The following is a 23483-nucleotide window of genomic DNA, read 5'->3' as shown; positions in this document are numbered from 1 at the left end:
AATTAAGAGGGGAATAGACGAATATGAAATTTACAGAGTTAACAGTTAAAGAATTCGAAAACTTTGTACAAAACCCATCATTAGAAAGCCATTACTTCCAAATGAAAGAGAATATTCAAACACGTGAAAATGATGGCTTTGAAGTAGTGTTACTAGGTGTAAAAGATGAAAGCAATAAAGTACTAGCTGCTAGTCTTTTCTCTAAAATTCCGACCATGGGAAGCTATGTATATTACTCAAATCGAGGCCCAGTAATGGATTATTCTGATTTAGGCTTAGTTGATTTTTATTTACGTGAATTAGAAAAGTATTTACATCAACACCAATGCTTATACGTTAAAATTGATCCATATTGGATTTATCAAATTTATGATAAAGATATTAATCCACTTGAAGATAGAGAGAAAAATGATGCTGTAGTTAATTTATTTAAATCACATGGATATGAACACCATGGATTCACTACTAAATATGACACATCAAGTCAAGCAAGATGGATGGGTGTTAGCTTTCTAAAAGGTGAAACACCTGCATCATTAAGAAAACAATTTGATAGCCAACGTAAAAGAAATATTAATAAAGCGATAAACTACGGGGTGAAAGTAAGATTCCTTGGTAGAGATGAGTTTCATATATTCTTAGATTTATACCGTGAAACAGAAGCAAGAACAGGTTTCGTATCAAAAACAGACGAATATTTCTATAACTTCTTTGATACTTATGGAGATAAAGTGCTTGTTCCACTCGCATATATTGATTTAGATGAATACATAAAATCATTGCAAGACGCTTTAAATGATAAAGAAAACCGTCGTGATCAAATGATGGCAAAAGAAAATAAAAATGATAAACAACTTAGAAAAATTGCAGAATTAGATAAGCAAATTGAACACGATAAAAAAGAACTCTTACAAGCAAGCGAATTACGTCAGACAGATGGCCAAATCTTGAATTTGGCATCAGGAATTTTCTTTGCAAATTCATATGAAGTGAATTACTTCTCTGGAGGTTCATCTGAAAAATATAATAATTATATGGGACCATATATGATGCATTGGCATATGATGAACTATTGCTTCGAACATGGATATGATCGATATAATTTTTATGGTTTATCTGGTGATTTTACAGAGAACAGTGAAGATTATGGTGTTTATCGCTTTAAAAGAGGATTTAATGTTTACATTGAAGAGCTAATCGGGGACTTCTATAAACCTATAAACAAGGTTAAATATTGGTTGTTTAATACACTTAATACAATTCGCAAAAAAGTAAAAAAATAAATTGATGTTATTAAAGGCTGTGACATGGTGGATGTCACAGCCTTTTTTTATCGTAACTCGTGATAGAGACAAGTTACAATACAGTGTAGGTAAATTCTAAGTTGATTTTCATGTTGCCCCCTACAATTTAATATTACCACACGTCTGATTTTTAGCAATAATATTACAAAACAAATTTATTTTGCTAAATTTAAAATATTTACATTATTATTCTTTAGCAAATTTAGTTAAGACTAACAATTTATATAAATAGATACCAAGATTAATACGAAAAAGTTACGATTCATTCAAATGTAATAACTAAACCTAATATCTAAAATTGAGATTATTACATTTACTTAAGTCTATATAATAAGAGTTCTCGATGACTCGCTTTATGTAGATGATATTAATAACTGTTGTAGTACTTAATTAGTTAACAATTAGCTTTGACAAAGATTAAACACATTTATATAACCATGTGTATTTTTAAGTATTAAATTAATTAGCTTAGAATGAACAAATTATTTAAGCTAAATATTGTAAGATAACAATCAATCATACGTAACAATAATAAAACATGTTCAAAAATCGTCCTGACAACGTATTAATTTAAAGGTTTTATGTAGATAATTATTTGTGCTCCATTTTAGTTTACATAATATATATTATAGGAAGTTATAAATAGTAACTCAGGGGACCTATCTTACTACCTACTATGTCTGATTTTATATATACATTTAATATCTATTCAGCAACAATTCATTTAAATATCTGGTTATATATAGTTATTTATGCTTAACTCTAAATATACTAATATATAAAGGAAATAAATATGAATATCGTGTTGGATATTGATGGAACAATTTGCTTTGATGGTCGTCAAATTGACTGTAAAATTACCGACCAACTTTTTAGTTTACATAATATAGGACATAAAATTATTTTTGCTTCAGCTAGACCAATTCGTGATTTATTACCTGTACTACCTAATAAATTTCATAAATTTGCACTTATTGGTGGTAATGGTTCCATTATCTCTATTAATGGTCGTATAAAGACACTTGCAACTAATCAGTTTGAAACATTTAATGTGATAAAACATGTCATTAATCAATATAACTTGAATTACATTGTTGATGATGAATGGAATTATGCAGCACGTGTTGATGCTACAAATACAATTTATCAACGCCTAGATCCTCAACTATTAACACAAAAATTAACTATTAATGAGATTACTTCACCTATTAAGACGATTTTATTGAACATAGATGAAAAAGACTTTGACGAAGTTGTAACATATATAGCTACCAATGCACCTAGTCTTTCACTAATTAATCATTCAAATGAACTTAATATTTGATATTACAGCTAAATATATTAATAAATTTACTGCTATTGAGCATATACTCGGTAAATATCCTACGTATGTTGCATTCGGTAACGATCATAATGATATTGAAATGTTGCAACATGCTAAAGTTGGTTATTTTGTAAATAATGAATCAATGGATGCATCTATTTTAAAAAATAATAAAAATATCCGTTGTATTTATGCAAATACGGAAGCGCTATGTGTATCTTTAGATGAATTAAGCAAACATTACTAAAATAGCTACATTTATAATGAAATATAAACAACTTCTTATCGAAAATGATTATCAATTGCAAATATAATAATTTCATAGGAGGTTAATTATGAAAAATTCATTTAAATTTATAGCTATACTTTTCACAATAGTTTTATTATTATCTGCGTGCGGTAAGGATTCAACTTCTAAATCGTCGTCATCTTTAAAGGATACGATTACAGTTGAGAATACATATGAGTTTAAAGATAAGAATAATACACATACTAAAGGAAAAATGAAAACTGAGAAAGTTAAGGTACCAGTAAATCCAGATAGAGTGGCTGTAATAGATTATAGTGCATTAGAAATTATGAAACAGATGGGATTGGAAGATAGGATTGTGGCAATTGCGAAAGGTAAAGGTGCTACTTTCTTACCTTCTTCCTTTTCAGAATTTTAAAATGATAAGTATACTAATTTAGGTAACCCTGGACAACCTAATTATGATAATTTAGCTAAAGCTAAACCCGAAGTTATCTTCACATCATTTAGACAAGCACATACTAAAACGCTAGATAAAATAAAAAAAGCTGACCCTAACGCTAAAATGTTATTTGTAAGTCTTGATAATGATCGTTATATTGATTCCATTAAAGATAATAAGACGTTGTTTGGGAAAATATTCAAACAACAAAACAAGGCTAAAATGCTTAATGAGAAACTAAGTAAAAAGTTGCTGAAACTAAAAAAGTTATTAATGACGATACGGTCTTGTTTTTAAATGTGGATGATAAATGGGTTAAAGCATTTGGACCTACTGGTCGTTTCGGAGCATTCTTAAATAAAGATTTAGTAATAAAACATGCTGACACAGCCATGAAAGCCAATTCTGCTGGGAATTCTATTACTTATGAGTATTTAAACAAAGTAAACCCAGATAAACTATTTGTAATTGATTGTACTCAAAAAGGAAATGATAAGTCGTTACCTTCTCATTAAATAACGACCTTATAAAAAATTTAAAAGCTATTAAGAACAAACAAGTATATCAATTTGAATCTAACGCATGGTATTTTTCTGAGGGTGGAATTGAAACTACCATGCGTTAGATTCAAATTGAAAAAGCTTTTAAAAATAATTAGTGAAATGCTTTTAATCCCCTTACTTTAGAAAAAAGCGTTTGAAACATTTTAATATGCAAGTATGCATATATGTTTCAAACGCTTTTTTTATTATCTTCTACGATGACGGATTGTTTCGTCATCATCTTCATATTTACGAATTTCTTTTTCTAGTTGTTTCTTTTTACGTTCACGACGCCAATTTCTAGTGAAATACCATAATAAAAAGCTGATAATTAAACTGATAATGGCTAGAAAAGCAGCATATCCTAGTAATGGTTGAAATGAGATATCATAAAAATTAGGAATAAAAAATGCTAAGATAGCTAACGCAACAAATGTAATTACTGCGGATACAAACCATTTCTTAAGTACTAAAGCACAGAAGACAGTTAAAATTATCGTTGCAACTATTGTAATCCATAAATAGTTGGGCATATCAAAAATAGTCATGTATATCTCCTATCATAATAAAAATCTTTCTTTTAAATACTATACAATAATATGAAATTAAATTATACCCCTTTGCCTATAAGCATAACTCGGTCTTGAGGCTTAATAATGAGTTTGAAAATAATATTGTGTATAATGATTGTGAAATGATTTTTAAGGGAGTGGAATTTATGACGTCAGGTTTACCATTTAGAAAAGATGTTCCAGAACTAGAAAAATGGAATTTAAATGATTTGTTTGATAGTGATGAACAATTTTATGACGCTTTAGATAATGTACTAAATCAATCGAAGTCATTTAATCAACAATATAAAGGGAAAATTTCAGATGCTAAGATGATAAAAAAAGTATTATCAGAATTTGAAAATATTCTTATTCAACTTGATCGTCTTGGTAATTATGCGGAACTAAGACTAAGCGTTGATACTGCTAATACTGATGCACAAACATTAAGCGCAAAGTTATCGACTAATTATGGTAAGATTTCAAGTCAGTTATCCTTTGTAGAATCTGAAATATTAATGTTACCTGAAGAGATTATTAAAGAAGCAATAGAAGAATCTGATGTGCCTCACTACTTAGAGAAATTAATTGAAAGTAAGCCATATCAATTGTCACCTGAAGTGGAACAAGTAATGGCGAGTTTATCGCCTACTTTTCAAAGTGCATATGAATTATACGGCACAACGAAAATGCTTGATATTGCCTTCGAATCATTTGAACATAACAATGTGACATACCCTATGGATTACGCAACATTTGAAAATGAATACGAGGATAATGCTGATCCAGAATTTAGACAAAAAAGTTTTAAAAGCTTTAGTGATGCTCTGAAAAAATATCAACATACTACTGCTGCGACTTACAATCAACATGTGCAACAAGAAAAAATTGAAGCTGACTTAAGAGGATATGATTCTGTCATAGACTATTTATTACACGATCAAGAAGTTACACGAGAAATGTATGACAGACAAATCGACGTAATTATGAGTAATTTAGCACCTGTAATGCAAAAATACGCTAAATTATTACAACATATACACGGTTTAGATAAAATGCGCTTTGAGGATTTAAAGGTTTCTGTTGATCCAAGCTATGAACCTGAAATATCAATCGAAGATTCTAAACAATATATTCATGGTGCTTTAAATGTACTGGGCGAAGATTATATACAAATGGTTGAGCAAGCATATAGTGATCGTTGGATAGATTTTGCACAAAATAAAGGAAAAGACACAGGTGCTTACTGTGCTAGCCCTTATTATACACATTCATATGTATTTATTTCATGGACTGGAAAGATGACTGAAACGTTTGTACTAGCACACGAATTGGGACATGCAGGTCATTTTACATTGGCACAACAACATCAAAATTTATTAGATTCTGAAGCTTCAATGTACTTTGTAGAAGCACCATCTACCATGAATGAAATGTTAATGGCAAATTATCTATTCAGTAACAGTGAAGATCCTAAATTTAAACGTTGGGTAATTGGATCTATTTTATCACGCACATATTATCATAATATGGTAACACACTTGTTAGAAGCTGCTTACCAACGTGAAGTATATCGCAAAGTTGATAATGGTGAGTCACTCACAGCACCTGTGCTTAATAAGATTATGAGAGACGTTTATGAACAATTCTTTGGTGATGCTGTTGAATTAACAGATGGAACTGAATTAACTTGGATGCGTCAACCCCACTACTATATGGGATTATACTCATACACTTACTCTGCTGGATTAACAATTGGTACGGTTGTTTCACAAAAAATTAAACAAGAAGGCCAACCAGCTGTAGATGCATGGCTTGAGACATTAAAAGCGGGTGGAAGTCTATCTCCTATTGAATTAGCAAAAATTGCAGGTGTTGATATCACTACAGATGCACCACTTAAAGCTACTATTAAATATATCTCTGATTTAGTTAATGAAGCTGAACAATTAACAAATGAAATTGACAACAAGGCTAATTAAATTATATATATTTTGATTAATAGTAAAACCCTGATAATAACTGATTTAATCAGTCTTATCAGGGTTTAATTGTTGGATTTTGGGTTATTTAGGATTTGATACTATATTATTTTTCATAATGTTCACCAGTATAGAAATAATAAACGCTCTCTGCAATATTTCTAACATGGTCTCCGACTCTTTCAAGATTTCGTGCAGCTAAATGTGCTTGGCCAGCAACAAAAGGGTCATTATCTATTAAATATGTTGTGTTAACTATATTTGCATAAAGATCATCAATATCTTTATCACGCTCAATAATTTCTTTGATTAACGTTATATCTTCTTGTTTCGTAGCTGTATTAAGATCTTGCAACATTAGCATTGCTAATTTCCCCATCGTTTTTAATCGAGTCAATACATAATGATCTGTAATCTTTACTCGAAGACGAATATGCGCTATATGTGCTGCGTTATCTCCCATGCGTTCAAAGTCTGTGGAAATTTTTAAAGCTGCCATCATCATTCTTAAATCCGTAGCAATTGGCTGTTGCTTTGTAATTAACATAATAACTTTTTCATTAATATCATAATCTAAGTTATTGATTATTTTATCATTCTCAATGACTTGTCTTGCAAAATTTTTATCCTCTTCACTTAACGACACTAATGCATGTTCGAGATTAAAATAAACACGAAGACCAAGGTGACGAATATCCTTAATTAATTCACCTAATTGACCTTCGTATTTATGTCTAATAATGGTCATCATTATAGAATATTAACCAAAACGTCCTGAGATGTAGTCTTCTGTTTGTTTATCAGAAGGATTAGAGAAGATTTTATCAGTGTCGTCGTATTCGTTAACATAACCATTAAGGAAGAATGCTGTTTTATCAGATACACGTGCAGCTTGTTGCATGTTGTGTGTAACCATAATAATAGAGTAATTTTCTTTTAATTCTTGAACAAGTTCTTCAACTCTTAATGTAGAGATTGGGTCTAAAGCTGATGTAGGCTCGTCCATTAAAATAACATCTGGTTCAATAGCTAAACATCTAGCAATACAAACACGTTGTTGTTGCCCACCAGATAAACCGTAAGCGTTTGTGTGTAATCTATCTTTTAATTCATCCCAAATTGCCGCGCCACGTAATGATTTTTCTACGATTTCATCTAATAATTTTTTATCTTTAATACCGTGAGTTTTAGGACCATAAGTGATATTATCGTAAATTGATTTTGGGAATGGGTTTGGTTGTTGGAATACCATACCTACATTTGTTCTTAATTTTTCTTTAGAATAGTTTTCATCAAAAATATTTTGGTCACGGTATAGAATTTTACCAGCAGTTTTTACTGAAGGTACTAATTCTACCATACGATTTAATGTTTTAATATAAGTTGATTTACCACAACCAGATGGTCCAATAATAGCAGTTACATTATTTTCTAAAATATCTAAATTAATGTTTTGTAGCGCATGTGTATCTCCGTACCATAAATCTAAGTTTTGTGTTGAATAAACTACTTTTTTATTGCTATCTGATTCTTTATTGTGTTTAACTTCATTAGATGAAACTACTGTTGAAATTGATTCTTGAGATTGATCAGTATGTTTTGCTAACTCTTTATCTTTAACATTTGTATTTGCCATAATTAAAACTCCTTTATATCTGTAAGATTGAAACGATAGTTATGCTCTATTAAAAACATGATATTATCGATTCAACCTTCACTCCCTAAATTATGTTGTATTTGATTGGATTAATATTTTCTAGAGAACTTGTTACGTAAGAAAATGGCTACTGCGTTCATTAGTAATAAGATTACAAGTAATATAATAATTGCTGCTGATGCAACATTTTGGAATTCAGCTTGAGGCATTTTAGCCCAAGTGTAAATTTGAGTTGGTAATGCTGTGAACATAGACATAATGCTTGTTGGTGTTGCTAATAGAATAGTTGGTATACCAATTAAGATTAATGGTGCTGTTTCTCCTAATGCGCGTGATAGTGATAAGATGAATCCAGTCAAAATACCAGGTAAAGCAGCCGGTAATACGACACGACGAATAGTTTGCCATTTATTTGCACCTAAGCCATAAGAAGCTTCGCGAACAGAATTAGGAACTGCTCTGATTGCCTCCTGACTTGATACGATAATAATCGGTAGAATTAACAATGACATTGTTAAAGCGGCAGCAATAACGCTATTTCCTAATGCTAATGCTTGAATACCGCCACCACGAACGAATAATGTTAATCCAAGTAAACCGAATACGATAGAAGGTACACCAGCTAAGTTAGAAATACTAATTTTAACGAAACTAGTAAAGAAATTGTCTTTAGCGTATTCTTCTAAATAAATCGCTGTACCTACACCAAGAACGATAGAGATTGGAATAATACTTATCATTAACCAAATTGTCCCTGCTAACGCACCTTTAATACCTGCTTGTGAAGGTGTAGAAGAAGAGAAATTTGTAAAGAAATCTGGTGTAAGATAGCCAACACCTTTAACAAATGTTTGTATCAATAATGCTGCAAGTACTAATAAAGCTATTACAATACATGTAAAGAATAACCATTTATTTAATTTATTTGTTTTATCACGACTTGAGATATTTTTTTCTACTTTATTTTGGTCAATTAGTGTTTTAGCTTTAGGATTTGTAGTAGCTGTCATATTAATACTCCTCTCTGAAGCGTTTCGAAATCCAATAAGAAATTAAGTTCATTATCAATGTGAAAATAAATAATGTGAAACCTACTGCATAAATACTGTAGTACATATCAGAACCGAATGTAGCATCTCCAGTTGCAACTTCAACAATATAACCAGTCATAGTTTGAATTGAATTCGTTAAGTTTAATGAAGCTGTTGGTGAACTACCTGCAGCTAATGAAACAATCATAGTTTCACCGATCGCTCTTGAAATACCTAATACGATTGAAGCTACAACACCTGAAGCTGCGGCTGGTAATACTACTTTAGTAGCAACTTCAAATTTTGTTGAACCTAAACCATAAGCACCCTCACGAATTTTGTTTGGAACAGATGCCATTGCATCTTCACTCATACTTGTAATTACTGGAACAATCATGATACCTACTACAATTCCTGGACTGACAGAGTTGAAACTATCAAGTGCTGGAATTATTGTTCTTAATACAGGTGTTACAAAAGTTAAAGCAAAGAAACCAAATACAATTGTTGGAATACCTGCTAAAATTTCAAGAATTGGTTTAATAATACGTCTTGCTTTGTCACTTGCGTATTCACTTAAGTAAATTGCAGCACCTAATCCAATTGGAACTGCGACGATAGTTGCAATTACTGTAATTTTCAACGTACCAATAACTAAAGCCCAAATACCATATTTAGGATCAGAACCAGTTGGGTTCCAGTCTTTAGTGAATAAAAATTCTACAATAGATACGCGTGTGAAGAATGTTATTGTCTCAGTTATCAAAGTGAAAAGAATACCAATTGTAGTTAAAATTGAGATTGCAGCTATAATTCCTAAAATAATAGGTACGATTTTATCACTGAAACCGCCCTTTTTAGCGTTATTTTTAGCTATCAAGTCTCTAACATTAGTTTCCGATGCCATATATAACCCTCTCTTTTTCTCCCAATAAATTTAAAAAAGCGCTAGAAATTATCAGGTAAACAATGAGTTCAAATTAACCTAAAACATTTTAACAATCACCCATATATTCGAGAACAAGGTAGCAGAGTTGCTACCTTGTAATACCCCTTGAATAATTCCCAGCCCTTTGATATTAATAATGATTATTATTTATCTGATTTTTTATCGTATTTTTTTAATTCTTTAAGTTCATCTTTGTAAGTTTTTTCTGGAGAAGCTACATAACCAGCATCTTCTGCAGATTTACCTTTGTCTTCTAATGTGAATTTGATGAATTCTTTCATAACATCATTATCTTTTAATGATTTTTCTTTAACATATAAGAATAATGGTCTACTTAAAGCATATGAACCGTCTTTGATTGTTTTCTTAGTTGGTTCAGTTGTTTTACCTTTATCGTCTTTGATTTTAACTTCTTTTAATTTATCTTTGTTTTGTTCGTAGAAGTTATAACCGAAGTAACCGATACCCTCTTTGTTTTTCTCTACTGATTGAACAATTACGTTAGTGTCTCCGTTTTTCTCTGCTTTGATATCTTCTTTATTCATTACTTCTTCTTCAAAGAAATCATAAGTACCGTGACTTGAGTTTGGAGAGAAAGCTTTGATTTTTTTGTCAGGCCAGCTAGAGTTTACATCTTTCCAAGTTTTAGCTTCGCCGTTGTAGATTTTTTTCAATTGATCTTTAGATAATTCTTTAACAAAGTCGTTGTCTTTGTTAACTGCAACAGTTACACCATCTTGTGCAATTTTTAATTCTTTATATTTAATGTCTTTGTCTGCTAATTTTTGTTTTTCTTCATCTTTAATAGGTCTAGAAGCTTGTGAGAAATCAGTTTCGCCAGCGATGAATTTTTCAAAACCAGCACCAGTACCTGCTTGACCAGATGAAATAGTAGCGTTTGGATGATCTTTAGCCCATTTTTCGTTTAATTTCTCAACGATAGGAGCTACTGTTGATGAACCTTCACCTTTTGCTTCACCTTTAAGGTCTTTGCCATCTCCAGAACCACTTCCACTGCTATCTCCACCGCCACATGCGCCTAATAATACTGAAGCGCCTAAAACAGTTGTACCAACTAATTGCCATTTTTTCATTAAAATATCCTCCTAATAGATAACCCAAAATGTTATATGTATTTCTTACAATGCTTATGATACATACCTTTTATTAATATAAAATAGTTTTAATGTAAAGGTTTTGTTAAGATTGCAGAAAAATCAATATTTTCCATAAAAATTATCTATAAAAAAGACGGGAGTGATACAGAATTCATAATGAAATGCTGTATCACTCCCGTAAAGGTGACTGAAAGCGTAAAATATATTGTTAGTGTTGTATTTTACTTTGAATAAGTAATATGACTTAATATTATTTAATTTTTAACGTTATTATTTTGTACTATTAAAACAACTATTTAAATAGAAGGAAAATGTTTATATTTATGATTATTTATCTTCTACTCGACTCCAACCCTTTTTGGTTAAAGAGATCTTGCCTGTTTCAATATTAATAATTTTATGTTTGTATAAATGACCTATTGCGCGTTTAAAAGAGCCTTTACTCATATTGAACACCTCTTTAATTGCTTCTGGGCTTGATTTATCCCAAAAAGGTAATTCACCTTCATATTCTACTAATAAATCAAATATTACTTGACCATCATCATCAAGACGTTCATGAGCTAAAGGTAAAAATGAACCATTGAGTTCCCCTTTGTCATTATGACCAATAACACGTACTTCTACTTCTTCACCTAATCGGGGTTCTTCTTTACGCTCTGATTCATGCACAAAGATTTTATGGCCTTCCTTCGATAATAAGAAACTACCAATTCTTAATAGTCGATATGGTCTAGCTTTAATCAGTTCATTCTGTTTTTCATCATCATATACAGGTGTAAACATTTTTTCTACAATTGTTTCACTAGCAAGACGAGCAAACATTTGATTTTCTCTATCTATACGTAATGTTACTAATACATAATCTCCAGTTTGTGGCCATAGTGATTTTACTTTTGGTAAATCTTCCCATGGGATTAGCACTTCTCTTGGTAAACCTACATCTACACGTGCACCATCTCGGTCTGTTTTTAACACTTTTGCAAAATCATATTTATCTTTTGTAATGTCAGGCATGTTTTGAGTAGCAAATAATTCGCCTGAGCGATTTGGATATATGAAGAAACTATATTCTTCACCTGTTTCTAATTCATCTTCATCATTGATTTCTGATTGATTTAATTTTACTTGTTCACCATTAGGACCTTTTAAAAGGTATGTAGAACCTTCTAAGCCAATGACTTCTAAAAATTCAATTGAACCAACAATATCTTTATCTAATGCCATAATATTCTCCTTCGAGGGTTTGTATTCTTCATTATTATAACATGCATACTAAAAACTATCATTCACGTGTTTAGATTTGCATTAGGTCGAAACTATATAAAGAATATGATATAATTTTTCCGTTAGATAAACGATAAATAAAGGAGTAAAAGCATGCTACAAGTAACTGATGTAAGTTTACGTTTTGGCGATCGTAAACTATTTGAAGATGTAAATATTAAGTTTACTGAAGGAAATTGTTATGGGCTTATCGGGGCTAATGGTGCTGGTAAATCAACGTTTTTAAAAATTTTATCAGGAGAAATTGATTCTCAAACAGGACATGTTTCAATGGGTAAAGATGAACGTTTAGCTGTTTTGAAACAAGATCACTTCGCCTATGAAGAAGAACGAGTATTAGATGTTGTTATCAAAGGACACGAACGCTTATATGAAGTCATGAAAGAAAAAGATGAAATTTATATGAAACCTGATTTCAGTGATGAGGATGGTATACGTGCCGCTGAACTAGAAGGTGAATTCGCCGAAATGAATGGTTGGAACGCAGAGGCTGACGCTGCTTCTTTACTCTCAGGTTTAGGCATATCTGCTGATTTACATGATAAGCAAATGTCAGAATTGGAAAATAATCAAAAAGTGAAAGTCTTATTAGCTCAAAGTTTATTTGGTGAGCCTGATGTACTTTTACTCGATGAGCCTACCAATGGTTTAGATATTCCTGCCATTAGTTGGTTAGAGGATTTCTTAATTAACTTCGATAATACTGTCATCGTGGTATCTCATGACCGTCACTTTTTAAACAATGTATGTACACATATTGCTGATTTAGATTTCGGTAAGATTAAATTATATGTAGGTAACTATGATTTCTGGTATCAATCTAGTCAATTAGCTCAAAAAATGGCTCAAGAACAAAATAAGAAAAAAGAAGAAAAAATTAAAGAGTTACAAGACTTTATTGCACGTTTCTCAGCTAATGCCTCTAAATCTAAACAGGCAACAAGTCGTAAGAAACAATTAGAAAAAATTGAATTAGATGATATACAACCATCTTCAAGACGTTATCCATATGTTAAATTCACACCAGAACGTGAAATCGGTAATGATTTATTGACTGTTCAAGGACTTTCTAAAACAATTGATGGTGAAAAAGTACTTGATAACATTTCATTCACTATGAATCCTAATGATAAAGCAATTTTGATTGGAGATAGTGAAATTGCAAAAACTACATTATTGAAAATTTTATCTGGTGAAATGGAGCCTGATGAAGGTACATTTAAATGGGGTGTAACGACTTCATTAAGTTACTTCCCTAAAGATAACTCAGAGTTCTTTGAAGGCGTAGACATGAATTTAGTAGATTGGTTACGTCAATATGCACCTGAAGATGAACAAACAGAAACTTTCTTACGTGGTTTCTTAGGACGAATGTTATTTAGTGGTGAAGAAGTTAAAAAGAAAGCTAGTGTACTTTCTGGTGGTGAAAAAGTTCGCTGTATGTTAAGTAAAATGATGCTATCAAGTGCCAATGTTTTACTATTAGACGAACCTACTAACCATCTTGACTTAGAAAGTATTACAGCAGTAAATGATGGATTAGCTTCTTTCAAAGGATCAATCATCTTTACATCTTATGACTTTGAATTTATCAATACTATTGCAAATCGTGTGATTGATCTAAATCAATCAGGTGGTTTATCTAAAGAAGTTCCTTATGAAGAATATTTACAAGAGATTGGCGTATTACAAAAATAATCTATAAATACATACGCACTTCCCTATTACTAAATTGGGGAGTGCGTATTTTACTATCTTATTACCCATTTCATAAACCTTTACTTACATATGGTAAAAGTACTTTCTGATTTTTCAGTCTATTTCAAAAAATCACAATTATCGGTTTACAGACACAATTGCCATATGTATAATATAAAACATAGCAATTGAATAAGAAATTGATGAGGCGCATCAATCATCAGTATATATTAGATAATCTGTCTGCAACAGCTAATATAGAAAGGGTGCGATGCCGAAATGAATCATAATCGCAGCTATGATTTGTTGGACTTTGTGGTTAAGAGCTGAAAGTTTGTCATTATTATTTAATAATGGAGTGCATCACTTGTATATAAATCACGAACAAGTTCGCACTTCCGAACTTGTTCTTTTTTATAGCGTGTGCCTCCCTATATTTTAGGAGGTAAAGTTTTGAAGCGAAGTGTTTTGAAGTTCGGTGGTTCATCCGTCGCTGATTTTATAAAGATAAAAAATATTGCAGAAATGCTTAAGAACCGTGTGGATGACGGTGAACAATTAATTGTAGTTGTTAGTGCTATGGGTAAAACAACAGATCAATTAATGGATAATGTATCAAATCTTACTGCTACACCTAAAGATGAGGAACTCGCCCTACTTTTAACGACCGGTGAACAACAGACGGTATCATATTTATCCATGGTGTTAAATGATATCGGTGTTAATGCTAGAGCAATGACTGGTTATCAAGCAGGTATTAAAACGATTGGCCATCATTTAAAAAGCAGAATTGCTGAAATCAATCCAGAAACATTTGATAAAGCATTCACCGACAAAGATGTGTTAGTCGTTGCTGGTTTCCAAGGTATTAATGATGCATTTGAACTTACAACGTTAGGACGTGGAGGATCAGATACAACGGCAGTTGCAATTGCTGCAAGTAATCAAATTCCATGTGAAATATATACTGACGTTGATGGCGTTTATGCCACTGACCCTCGAATATTAAGTAAGGCAAAACGTTTAGATTATGTTTCTTATGAAGAAATGATGGAAATGAGTGCATTAGGTGCAGGCGTTCTTGAAACTCGAAGCGTAGAACTTGCTAAGAACTATGATATCCCATTGTATCTCGGTAGAACTTTATCAAATGAGAAAGGAACTTGGATTATGTCAAGAACAGACTTATTAGAGAAAAAAGCTGTAACAGGTGTAGCATTAGATAAGCATATGATGCACGTTACAATTAGTTATCCCCTACCTGATAATCGTCTTTTAACGCAATTGTTCACAGCATTAGAAGAAGGTTCAGTAAATGTGGATATGATATCCCAAATAGTTAACGTTGAAGGATTGCAGCTATCATTCTCTATTAAAGATAGTGATGTACAACAAATTTCAACTATTTTGAGTAACCTTTCTTCTTCATTTAACGCATTGGATTATAAAATTAATGAAGAATACGTTAAAATTTCGCTTATTGGTTCGGGTATGAGAGATATATCGGGCGTTGCATCAAAGGCTTTCATTACTTTAATTAATGCAAATATCCCATTCTATCAAACTACAACATCTGAAATTAGTATTTCTTATGTGATAGATGCTGATAATGGGGAAAAAGCGGTTGAAGTATTATACAATGCATTTGATATTTAAATATCAACATGCTACTTATAAATAATTTTTTTAAAATTCAAACAAATGATATTGGAGTGACTTTTATGACAAGATTAGCAGTAGTCGGAGCAACAGGTTTAGTTGGAACAAAAATGTTAGAAACAATTGATCGCAAAAACATCAAGTTCGATGAGTTAGTATTATTCTCATCAGCTAGATCAGCAGGAAAAGAAGTTCAATTTCAAGGCCAAACGTATGTTGTACAAGAATTAACAGAAGAAGCAGCAAGTGAAAAATTTGACTATGTTCTAATGAGTGCCGGTGGTGGCACAAGTGCACAATTCGCCCCAATCTTTGAAAAGGCAGGTGCAATTGTCATCGATAACTCTAGTCAATGGCGCATGACTGAAGATATTGACTTAATTGTACCTGAAGTAAATCAACCTGAATTTAAGCGCGGCATTATTGCTAACCCTAACTGTTCTACAATTCAATCAGTAGTACCATTAAAAATATTACAAGATCAATTTGGTTTAAAACGTGTTGCATATACAACTTATCAAGCTGTTTCAGGTTCAGGTATTAAAGGTAAAAGAGATTTAGCTGAAGGTGCAAATGGTAAAGAACCAGAAGCGTATCCTCACCCTATTTATAATAATGTATTACCACATATTGATGTATTCTTAGAGGATGGATATACAAAAGAAGAACAAAAAATGATTGATGAAACACGCAAGATTTTACATGAGCCTGAATTAAAAGTAACTGCAACATGTGCACGTGTTCCAGTACAAGATAGTCATAGTGTTGAAATTGACGTTACTTTAGATAAGGAAGCAACTGTACAGGAAATTAAAGATTTATTTGATAAAGACGAACGTGTTGTATTAGTTGATAATCCTGAAAAAAATGAATATCCTCAGGCACTTAACTCTACTGGTAGAGATGAAGTATTTGTAGGCCGTATCCGTAGAGATGACTCATTAGATAATACATTCCACGTTTGGTGCACATCTGACAATTTATTGAAAGGTGCAGCATTGAATGCAGTACAAGTATTAGAGCAAGTAATCAATTTAAAAGGAGCTAGATAATATGCCACATTTATTCGAAGGTGTGGGAGTAGCACTTGCTACCCCATTCACAAATAATGAAGTTGATTATAATGCATTAGAGAGACATGTAGATTTCCTATTAAACAATGGTGTAAAAGCAATTATTGTTAATGGAACTACAGCTGAGAGCCCTACTTTAACTGAAGAAGAAAAAGAACAAGTATTGGAGTCAGTTATAAAGCAAGTTAATCATCGTGTGACTATTATTGCAGGTACAGGTACGAATAATACTGCCAAATCAATTCAAGCATCTCAACGCGCTAAAGCACTTGGTGCAGATGCAATTATGTTAATTACCCCCTACTACAATAAAACAAATCAACGTGGCTTAGTTAAACACTTCGAAACGATTGCGAATGAAGTTGAATTGCCAGTTGTACTATATAATGTACCTTCTCGTACAAATATGACAATTGAACCAGAGACAGTTGAAACATTAAGTCATAACCAATATATTGTTGCAATCAAAGATGCCACAAATGACTTTGAATATTATGAAGACGTTAAAAGTCGTATCAATCAAGAAGAATTCGCTTTATATAGTGGTAATGATGATAATGTTGTCGAATTTTATCAAAGAGGTGGCAATGGTGTTATCTCAGTTATTGCAAATGCAATTCCTAAAGAATTCCAAGCTTTATATGATGCTAAACAAAGTGGACAAGATATTTCAAACGATTTCGAACCAATTAGTAAATTATTAGATGCCCTTTCTGTAGATGTTAATCCTATTCCAATTAAAGCGTTAACAAGTCATTTAGGTTTTGGTAATTATGAATTGCGTTTACCACTTCTTCCGTTAGAAGATGCAGATGCCAAAGTCTTAATCAATGCATTTGAACAGTTTAAAGCAGGTGAACTTTAATGAAAATTTTACTTATTGGTTACGGTGCAATGAATCAAAGAGTAGCTCGCTTAGCAGAGGAAAAAGGTCATGAAATTATAGGTGTTATTGAACCTCAAAAAAATGAGACAACACCATATACACACTATGATCACATTGCTGATGCACAAAATGAAGCGGATGTAGCGATTGATTTTTCAAATCCTAATCTATTGTTACCACTTCTTGAAGAAGAGTTTCAATTACCTTTAGTTATAGCTACTACAGGTGAAAAGGAAAAATTAGTTGAAAAGTTAAATGAATTAAGCCATAACATGCCCATATTCTTTAGTGCAAATATGAGTTATGGTGTACATGCTTTAACTAAAATATTAGAAGCAGCTGTACCACTTCTTCAAGATTATGATATCGAGTTGACTGAAGCACATCATAATAAAAAAGTAGATGCTCCTAGTGGTACATTAGTAAAAATATATGATGTTATTAAAGACTTACGCCAAAATATCACACCAGTTTATGATCGACATGAACATACAGAACAACGCACTAAAGATGAAGTTGGCATTCACTCTATTCGTGGTGGGACTATTGTAGGTGAACATGATGTATTATTTGCAGGAACAGATGAAACCATTACAATCTCACATAAAGCACAGTCTAAAGATATTTTTGCAAATGGAGCAATCACTGCTGCTGAAAAATTAATAAACCAATCTAGCGGTTATTACACGTTTGACAACTTATAAGATATAAAATCTAGAAAATATTAAGGAGAGACTTAAATTATGGTACAACATTTATCAGCTGAGGAAATTATTCAATATATTAGTGACGCCAAAAAATCTACACCATTAAAAGTATATGTTAATGGTAATTTTGATGGTGTTACCTTCCCTGATTCTTTTAAAGTATTTGGTTCCGACAATTCTAAAGTAATCTTTTGTGAAGCCGATGATTGGAAACCATTCTATGAATCAAATCAAAATACAATTACTGAGTTAGAAATTGAAATGGATCGTCGTAATTCAGCAATTCCACTTAAAGACTTAACAAACACAAATGCGCGTATTGAACCAGGTGCATTTATACGTGAACAAGCTATTATTGAAGACGGTGCTGTCGTTATGATGGGCGCAACAATCAACATTGGTGCTGTAGTTGGTGAAGGAACTATGATTGATATGAATGCTACATTAGGCGGTCGTGCGACAACTGGTAAGAATGTGCATGTAGGTGCTGGCGCAGTTCTAGCTGGCGTAATTGAGCCTCCTAGTGCTTCACCAGTAGTCATAGATGATAATGTATTAATTGGTGCTAATGCAGTCATTTTAGAAGGTGTTCATGTTGGCGAAGGCGCGATTGTCGCTGCAGGTGCTATTGTTACTCAAGATGTTCCAGCTGGTGCAGTCGTAGCTGGTACCCCTGCTAAAGTGATTAAACAAACTTCGGAAGTAGAAGACTCTAAACGTGAAATTGTTTCAGCATTAAGAAAATTAAATGACTAATGATATGAGTATTTGATGAGTGGTAATAACAAAAGACTATTTTATAGCTGTATTGCATAATCACAATGGCCTTATTGAACTGAGAAGGCGCTTAACTGAGCCCTTCTCAGTTTTAGTTATTCTTATGAAGAGTGGATTTGGCATAATAAAGCGTATTTATTTAGAATTTTTACCAATAGACCCAAGCAGTGGACAAATAATCCATGCGACTCTATTTCAAAATTAAGACTATTTTAAATTAATATCACCTCATACATAAAAAGATGAAATAAGTTACAATATTAATAAGACAAATTAAGTTAATAAAGGAATGATATGATGAGTGAATTAGAGTTTGTAACTAAACATAGAAGACATTTACATCAACATCCAGAATTAAGTTTACATGAATTCGAGACGACAAAATACATCACACAGTTTTTAGACGAATTAGGAGTGTCATATGAGCGCCCTCTTGAAACTGGTGCAATAGCATACTTAAACGGTAATAGTGATCATACCATTGCATTTCGTGCGGATATCGATGCGTTACCAATTTTTGAAGAAAATGATGTCGATTATCGAAGTCAAACGGATAATGTAATGCATGCATGTGGTCACGACGGACATACAACGGCATTAATGTTATTTGTTAAACGCTGCAAAGAAATGTTCGATAAAGGAACACTTCCACACAACGTTGTATTCATCTTCCAACCTGCCGAAGAAACTGGTGGCGGAGCGAATCGTCTAATTAAAGCAGGTGCGTTTAATAACTATCCAATAGAAGCTGTTTTTGGCATCCATGTTAATCCATTTGCCGATGAAGGACAAGTTGTTATCCGTGATGAAGAAATTACAGCAAGTGCAACTGAATATCGCTTCTTCTTAAAAGGATTATCAAGTCATGTTGCAGATAAAGAGCAAGGTCATTCCTGTGGTGAAGCCCTTCTACACGTTCTAAATCAAGTAGGACAAATACAACAGTATCATCTTAATGGCTTAAAACGAAATATTGTTCATATGGGTCATTTTGAAGCTGGAGAAGCTATTAACACTGTAGCTAGCCATGGATATTTAGAAGGAACGATTCGAACTTATGATCCAAATGATTTAAATGTAGTAAAAACACAAATGCATAAAATTGCTGAGAGTGTAAGCTTATTATTTAATGTGGATTGTGAAGTGAAATTTGAAGAAGGCTACCCACCTACTATGAACAGTCCTAAATTGCGTGCGAGTGTAGAACAAGCAATTAATGCTGCAAATCTAGAAGTTATAGATAAACCCCTACCATTTTTATTTGGTGAAGACTTTAGCTTCTATGGTCAACAGTTAGCCCCTGCCTACTTTGCATTCGTTGGTACGCGTAATGAAGACAAAGGTTATGTGACTGGACTTCATACGTCTCATCTTAATTTTGATGAGAAAGTATTAATCTATGTAGCAAATTATTATGAACAATTATTAATGCATTATGGAGAGGAGTAATTCACATTGACAGCAATATGGTCCGTCGATAAAGAAGCGTTTTTACAAAATGCTATTAAAGTTAAAAATGATAATTCAATTATGGCTGTGGTGAAGAACAACGCTTATCATTATGGTTTGGAGTTTGCTGTTACTACTTTTTTAAAAGCTAGAATTAATACATTCAGCACTACCTCTTTAAAAGAAGCCATTAAAGTACGAGAAATAGCACCTGATGCCACTATATTCTTAATGAACGCTGTTTATGATTTTGAAAAAGTAAGAAAATATCAAATACAAATGACTTTACCGTCATTAGCCTATTATTACAAATATAAGAATGATTTGAATGGTATCAAAGTGCACTTAGAATTTGAAAATTTACTTCATCGTTCAGGATTTAAAACATTAGAAGAAATTAGAGAAGTACTCAATGATCATTATATTAACTCAAATGAAGACAAAATGATTATTAGTGGATTGTGGACGCACTTTGGTTATGCAGATGAATTTGATGTGCCTGAGTATAGTATAGAACGTGAAGCATGGTTAAATATAGTCGATACCTTATTAGATGAGGGTTATCAATTTGATTTAATTCATGCGCAAAATAGTGCAAGTTACTATCGTGAAGGTCAGAAACTTTTACCCTATCATACACATGCGCGTGTAGGCATTGCATTGTATGGTTCTCGACCATATAGTGATTTAGATGAGTATAGTATTAAACAATCTCTTACTGTAAAAGGTAATGTGATACAAGTGCGTGAAGTGAATGCTGGAGATAATTGTGGGTATAGTTTTGCATTTGAAGCTACAAGAGATCATACGCGATTAGCAGTTGTAGATGTAGGCTATGGAGATGGTATTCTTAAATCGAGAGCTAAACATGAAGCTTTAATTAAAGGTAAACGCTACCCTATTCGCGCATTAATGATGAGTCACATGTTTGTAGAAGTTGATGATGAAGTCCATGCACAAGATGAAGTGATATTATATAATAACGATATACGCATTGATGAATATACATTCAAAGGTGTAGGCGCTAACTCAGAACAACTTAGTGCGATGAATCATGATTCTCTCATAAAGGAGTATAGATAAAAATGGCATTAAAATATAATGAATATGGTGAATTAACTATGGCAGGTACAAGTTTAAAAACACTTGCTCAAAGTTTTGGTACCCCTACTATTGTTTATGACGAAGATGAAATTCGCAATCAAATGCGTAGATACCATAAAGCTTTTCAAAAAAGCGGTTTGAAATATAATATTTCTTACGCTTCTAAAGCGTTTACTTGTATTCAAATGGTAAAACTTGTACAAGAAGAGGATGTACAATTAGATGTTGTATCTGAGGGAGAATTATATACAGCATTAGAGGCAAAATTTGATCCTAGTAAAATTCACTTCCATGGTAATAATAAAACAAAACATGAAATTCAATATGCTTTAGAAAATGGCGTTGGGTATTTCGTCATCGATTCTCTTGAAGAAATTGAGTTAATCGATAAATATGCGAGTGATACGGTGAATGTGGTCATACGCGTTAATCCTGGTGTTGAAGCACATACGCATGAGTTTATTCAAACAGGACAAGAAGATAGTAAATTCGGTTTATCTATCCGTCATGGTTTGGCTATTGAAGCTGTAAATAAAGTGAGCGACTCTAAACGTTTACATCTAAAAGGTATTCACTTCCATATTGGTTCTCAAATCGAAGGAACTGAAGCGATGATTGAAACTGCTAAGATTGTGCTTAACTGGCTTTCTGAAAAGGATATCAAAATTGAATTACTTAATCTAGGTGGAGGTTTCGGTATCAAATACGTTGAAGGAGACGTAAGCTTCCCTATTGAAGAAGGTATTGAAGAAATTACAGATGCAATCAAAGCTGAAACTGAACGTCTAAATTATGAAGTACCGGAAATTGGTATTGAACCAGGCCGTTCTATTGTTGGAGAAGCTGGAATTACTTTATACGAAGTAGGCACAATTAAAGAAATTCCTGAAGTAAACAAATATGTTTCAATTGATGGTGGCATGAGCGATCACATTAGAACTGCATTATATGGTGCCAAATATCAAGCATTATTAGTAAACCGTCATGAAGAAGCTGATGAAACAGTAACAATTGCTGGTAAATTATGTGAATCAGGTGACATCATTATTCGTGATGCGAAACTCCCTTCTTCTGTTCAACGTGGTGATTACCTAGCGATTCTTTCTACAGGAGCATATCATTACTCAATGGCTTCTAATTACAACCAAATGCAGAAACCACCTGTATTTTTCTTAAAAGATGGTAAAGCACGTGAAGTTATTAAACGCCAATCATTACGTCAATTGATTATTAACGACACTAAATAAAAATTAACAATAAAAAAATAATTCTTAAGAATGTTAAAAGAGAAGTTTAAACTTAAAACCTACGTAGACTTTATAAATTTTGCTACGTAGGTTTTTAATATCTTAATAATTAATTTTATTATTAAGATATATGATTACTAATATTGTAATTTTTTAAAAATAAGTTTTGATACAAGATATATAACTACTATGTATAATAAAGTAATAACACTCATTATTAATAAATTTTTTGGAAAGCTAATATTACTATCTAATTTGATAAAATTAGATAGTAAAAGCTTAATTTTATCAATACTGTCTGTAACTTTTATGAGAATATATTCTGTAATTAAAGTAATAATAGTTACTCCAGTATTGAAACGTATAGATGCAATAAGTGAAAAAAATATTAAAATAGCATCGGTAAAAAATAAGACTATCAAATTTGTCATTAAATAATGAGTATA

18 protein-coding genes, 2 pseudogenes and 1 riboswitch are annotated in these 23483 nt (G+C 32.1%); of the genes and pseudogenes, 13 read left to right on the top strand and 7 right to left on the bottom strand.

Features of this window, described 5'->3' with window-relative positions; genetic code table 11:
* Positions 1 to 23 precede the first annotated feature (23 nt).
* The 3 genes and pseudogenes from HMPREF3134_RS00340 (at position 24) to HMPREF3134_RS00330 (ending at position 3945) form a co-directional block, all read left to right on the top strand.
* Positions 24 to 1283, top strand: coding sequence for an aminoacyltransferase (locus HMPREF3134_RS00340; protein WP_070440030.1), 1260 nt, complete (start codon positions 24 to 26; stop codon positions 1281 to 1283).
* An 814-nt stretch (positions 1284 to 2097) separates the two neighbouring features.
* Positions 2098 to 2875: pseudogene (locus tag HMPREF3134_RS00335) on the top strand (HAD-IIB family hydrolase).
* 88 nt (positions 2876 to 2963) lie between these two features.
* A pseudogene (locus tag HMPREF3134_RS00330) lies at positions 2964 to 3945 on the top strand (ABC transporter substrate-binding protein).
* Positions 3946 to 4068: 123 nt separating this feature from the next.
* Here HMPREF3134_RS00330 and HMPREF3134_RS00325 read toward each other — a convergent pair.
* Positions 4069 to 4410, bottom strand: a complete 342-nt coding sequence (locus HMPREF3134_RS00325) for a hypothetical protein (RefSeq protein WP_070440028.1) — start codon at positions 4408 to 4410, stop codon at positions 4069 to 4071.
* 170 nt (positions 4411 to 4580) lie between these two features.
* Between HMPREF3134_RS00325 and pepF the strand changes: the two genes are divergently transcribed.
* Positions 4581 to 6395 (top strand): oligoendopeptidase F, encoded by a 1815-nt coding sequence (gene pepF / locus HMPREF3134_RS00320; protein ID WP_070440026.1) that lies wholly within the window; start codon positions 4581 to 4583, stop codon positions 6393 to 6395.
* A gap of 106 nt (positions 6396 to 6501) precedes the next feature.
* Here the strand turns inward: pepF and phoU are convergent, their stop codons facing one another.
* The 6 genes from phoU to cvfB form a co-directional block, all read right to left on the bottom strand.
* Entirely contained in the window at positions 6502 to 7143 is a 642-nt protein-coding gene (gene phoU, locus HMPREF3134_RS00315; RefSeq protein ID WP_037551427.1) for a phosphate signaling complex protein PhoU, read from the bottom strand.
* Positions 7144 to 7155: 12 nt separating this feature from the next.
* On the bottom strand, positions 7156 to 8031 hold the full coding sequence (gene pstB, locus HMPREF3134_RS00310; RefSeq protein ID WP_037551394.1) for a phosphate ABC transporter ATP-binding protein PstB: 876 nt from the start codon (positions 8029 to 8031) through the stop codon (positions 7156 to 7158).
* 110 nt (positions 8032 to 8141) lie between these two features.
* Positions 8142 to 9062: a phosphate ABC transporter permease PstA gene (gene pstA, locus HMPREF3134_RS00305; protein WP_053024705.1), complete on the bottom strand. Its 921-nt coding sequence runs from the start codon at positions 9060 to 9062 to the stop codon at positions 8142 to 8144.
* 1 nt (position 9063) lies between these two features.
* Positions 9064 to 9990, bottom strand: a complete 927-nt coding sequence (gene pstC, locus HMPREF3134_RS00300; RefSeq protein ID WP_011275815.1) for a phosphate ABC transporter permease subunit PstC — start codon at positions 9988 to 9990, stop codon at positions 9064 to 9066.
* A gap of 185 nt (positions 9991 to 10175) precedes the next feature.
* Positions 10176 to 11126, bottom strand: coding sequence for a PstS family phosphate ABC transporter substrate-binding protein (locus tag HMPREF3134_RS00295; protein ID WP_070440024.1), 951 nt, complete (start codon positions 11124 to 11126; stop codon positions 10176 to 10178).
* 351 nt (positions 11127 to 11477) lie between these two features.
* Positions 11478 to 12377, bottom strand: coding sequence for an RNA-binding virulence regulatory protein CvfB (cvfB, locus tag HMPREF3134_RS00290; RefSeq protein WP_070440022.1), 900 nt, complete (start codon positions 12375 to 12377; stop codon positions 11478 to 11480).
* 153 nt (positions 12378 to 12530) lie between these two features.
* On the opposite strand from cvfB, the gene HMPREF3134_RS00285 reads away from it, so the two are divergent.
* The 9 genes from HMPREF3134_RS00285 (at position 12531) to lysA (ending at position 23037) form a co-directional block, all read left to right on the top strand.
* Positions 12531 to 14135, top strand: coding sequence for an ABC-F family ATP-binding cassette domain-containing protein (locus HMPREF3134_RS00285; RefSeq protein WP_070440020.1), 1605 nt, complete (start codon positions 12531 to 12533; stop codon positions 14133 to 14135).
* Between the two features lie 195 nt (positions 14136 to 14330).
* Positions 14331 to 14507, top strand: a riboswitch (Lysine riboswitch).
* Positions 14508 to 14588: 81 nt separating this feature from the next.
* On the top strand, positions 14589 to 15791 hold the full coding sequence (locus tag HMPREF3134_RS00280; protein WP_070440018.1) for an aspartate kinase: 1203 nt from the start codon (positions 14589 to 14591) through the stop codon (positions 15789 to 15791).
* A 65-nt stretch (positions 15792 to 15856) separates the two neighbouring features.
* Complete coding sequence (locus tag HMPREF3134_RS00275; protein ID WP_070440016.1) at positions 15857 to 16846, top strand: aspartate-semialdehyde dehydrogenase; 990 nt, start codon at positions 15857 to 15859, stop codon at positions 16844 to 16846.
* Position 16847: 1 nt separating this feature from the next.
* Entirely contained in the window at positions 16848 to 17732 is an 885-nt protein-coding gene (dapA, locus tag HMPREF3134_RS00270; protein WP_070440014.1) for a 4-hydroxy-tetrahydrodipicolinate synthase, read from the top strand.
* Complete coding sequence (dapB, locus tag HMPREF3134_RS00265; RefSeq protein WP_037551407.1) at positions 17732 to 18457, top strand: 4-hydroxy-tetrahydrodipicolinate reductase; 726 nt, start codon at positions 17732 to 17734, stop codon at positions 18455 to 18457. Before dapA ends, dapB begins: the two co-directional genes overlap by 1 nt.
* Before the next feature lie 39 nt (positions 18458 to 18496).
* A complete protein-coding gene (gene dapD, locus HMPREF3134_RS00260) occupies positions 18497 to 19216 on the top strand; it encodes a 2,3,4,5-tetrahydropyridine-2,6-dicarboxylate N-acetyltransferase (RefSeq protein WP_070440012.1) in 720 nt (239 codons plus the stop codon).
* A gap of 318 nt (positions 19217 to 19534) precedes the next feature.
* Entirely contained in the window at positions 19535 to 20686 is a 1152-nt protein-coding gene (locus HMPREF3134_RS00255) for an amidohydrolase (RefSeq protein ID WP_070440010.1), read from the top strand.
* A 6-nt stretch (positions 20687 to 20692) separates the two neighbouring features.
* Positions 20693 to 21769, top strand: coding sequence for an alanine racemase (locus tag HMPREF3134_RS00250; protein WP_053024712.1), 1077 nt, complete (start codon positions 20693 to 20695; stop codon positions 21767 to 21769).
* Positions 21770 to 21771: 2 nt separating this feature from the next.
* Entirely contained in the window at positions 21772 to 23037 is a 1266-nt protein-coding gene (gene lysA / locus HMPREF3134_RS00245) for a diaminopimelate decarboxylase (RefSeq protein WP_070440008.1), read from the top strand.
* Positions 23038 to 23483 lie beyond the last annotated feature (446 nt).

Origin of the sequence: Staphylococcus sp. HMSC14D10 (genome assembly GCF_001808125.1) — a bacterium.
Taxonomy (GTDB): domain Bacteria; phylum Bacillota; class Bacilli; order Staphylococcales; family Staphylococcaceae; genus Staphylococcus; species Staphylococcus haemolyticus.
The sequence above is the reverse complement of the archived record's forward strand: the minus strand, read 5'-3'. Positions and strand labels throughout refer to the sequence as shown.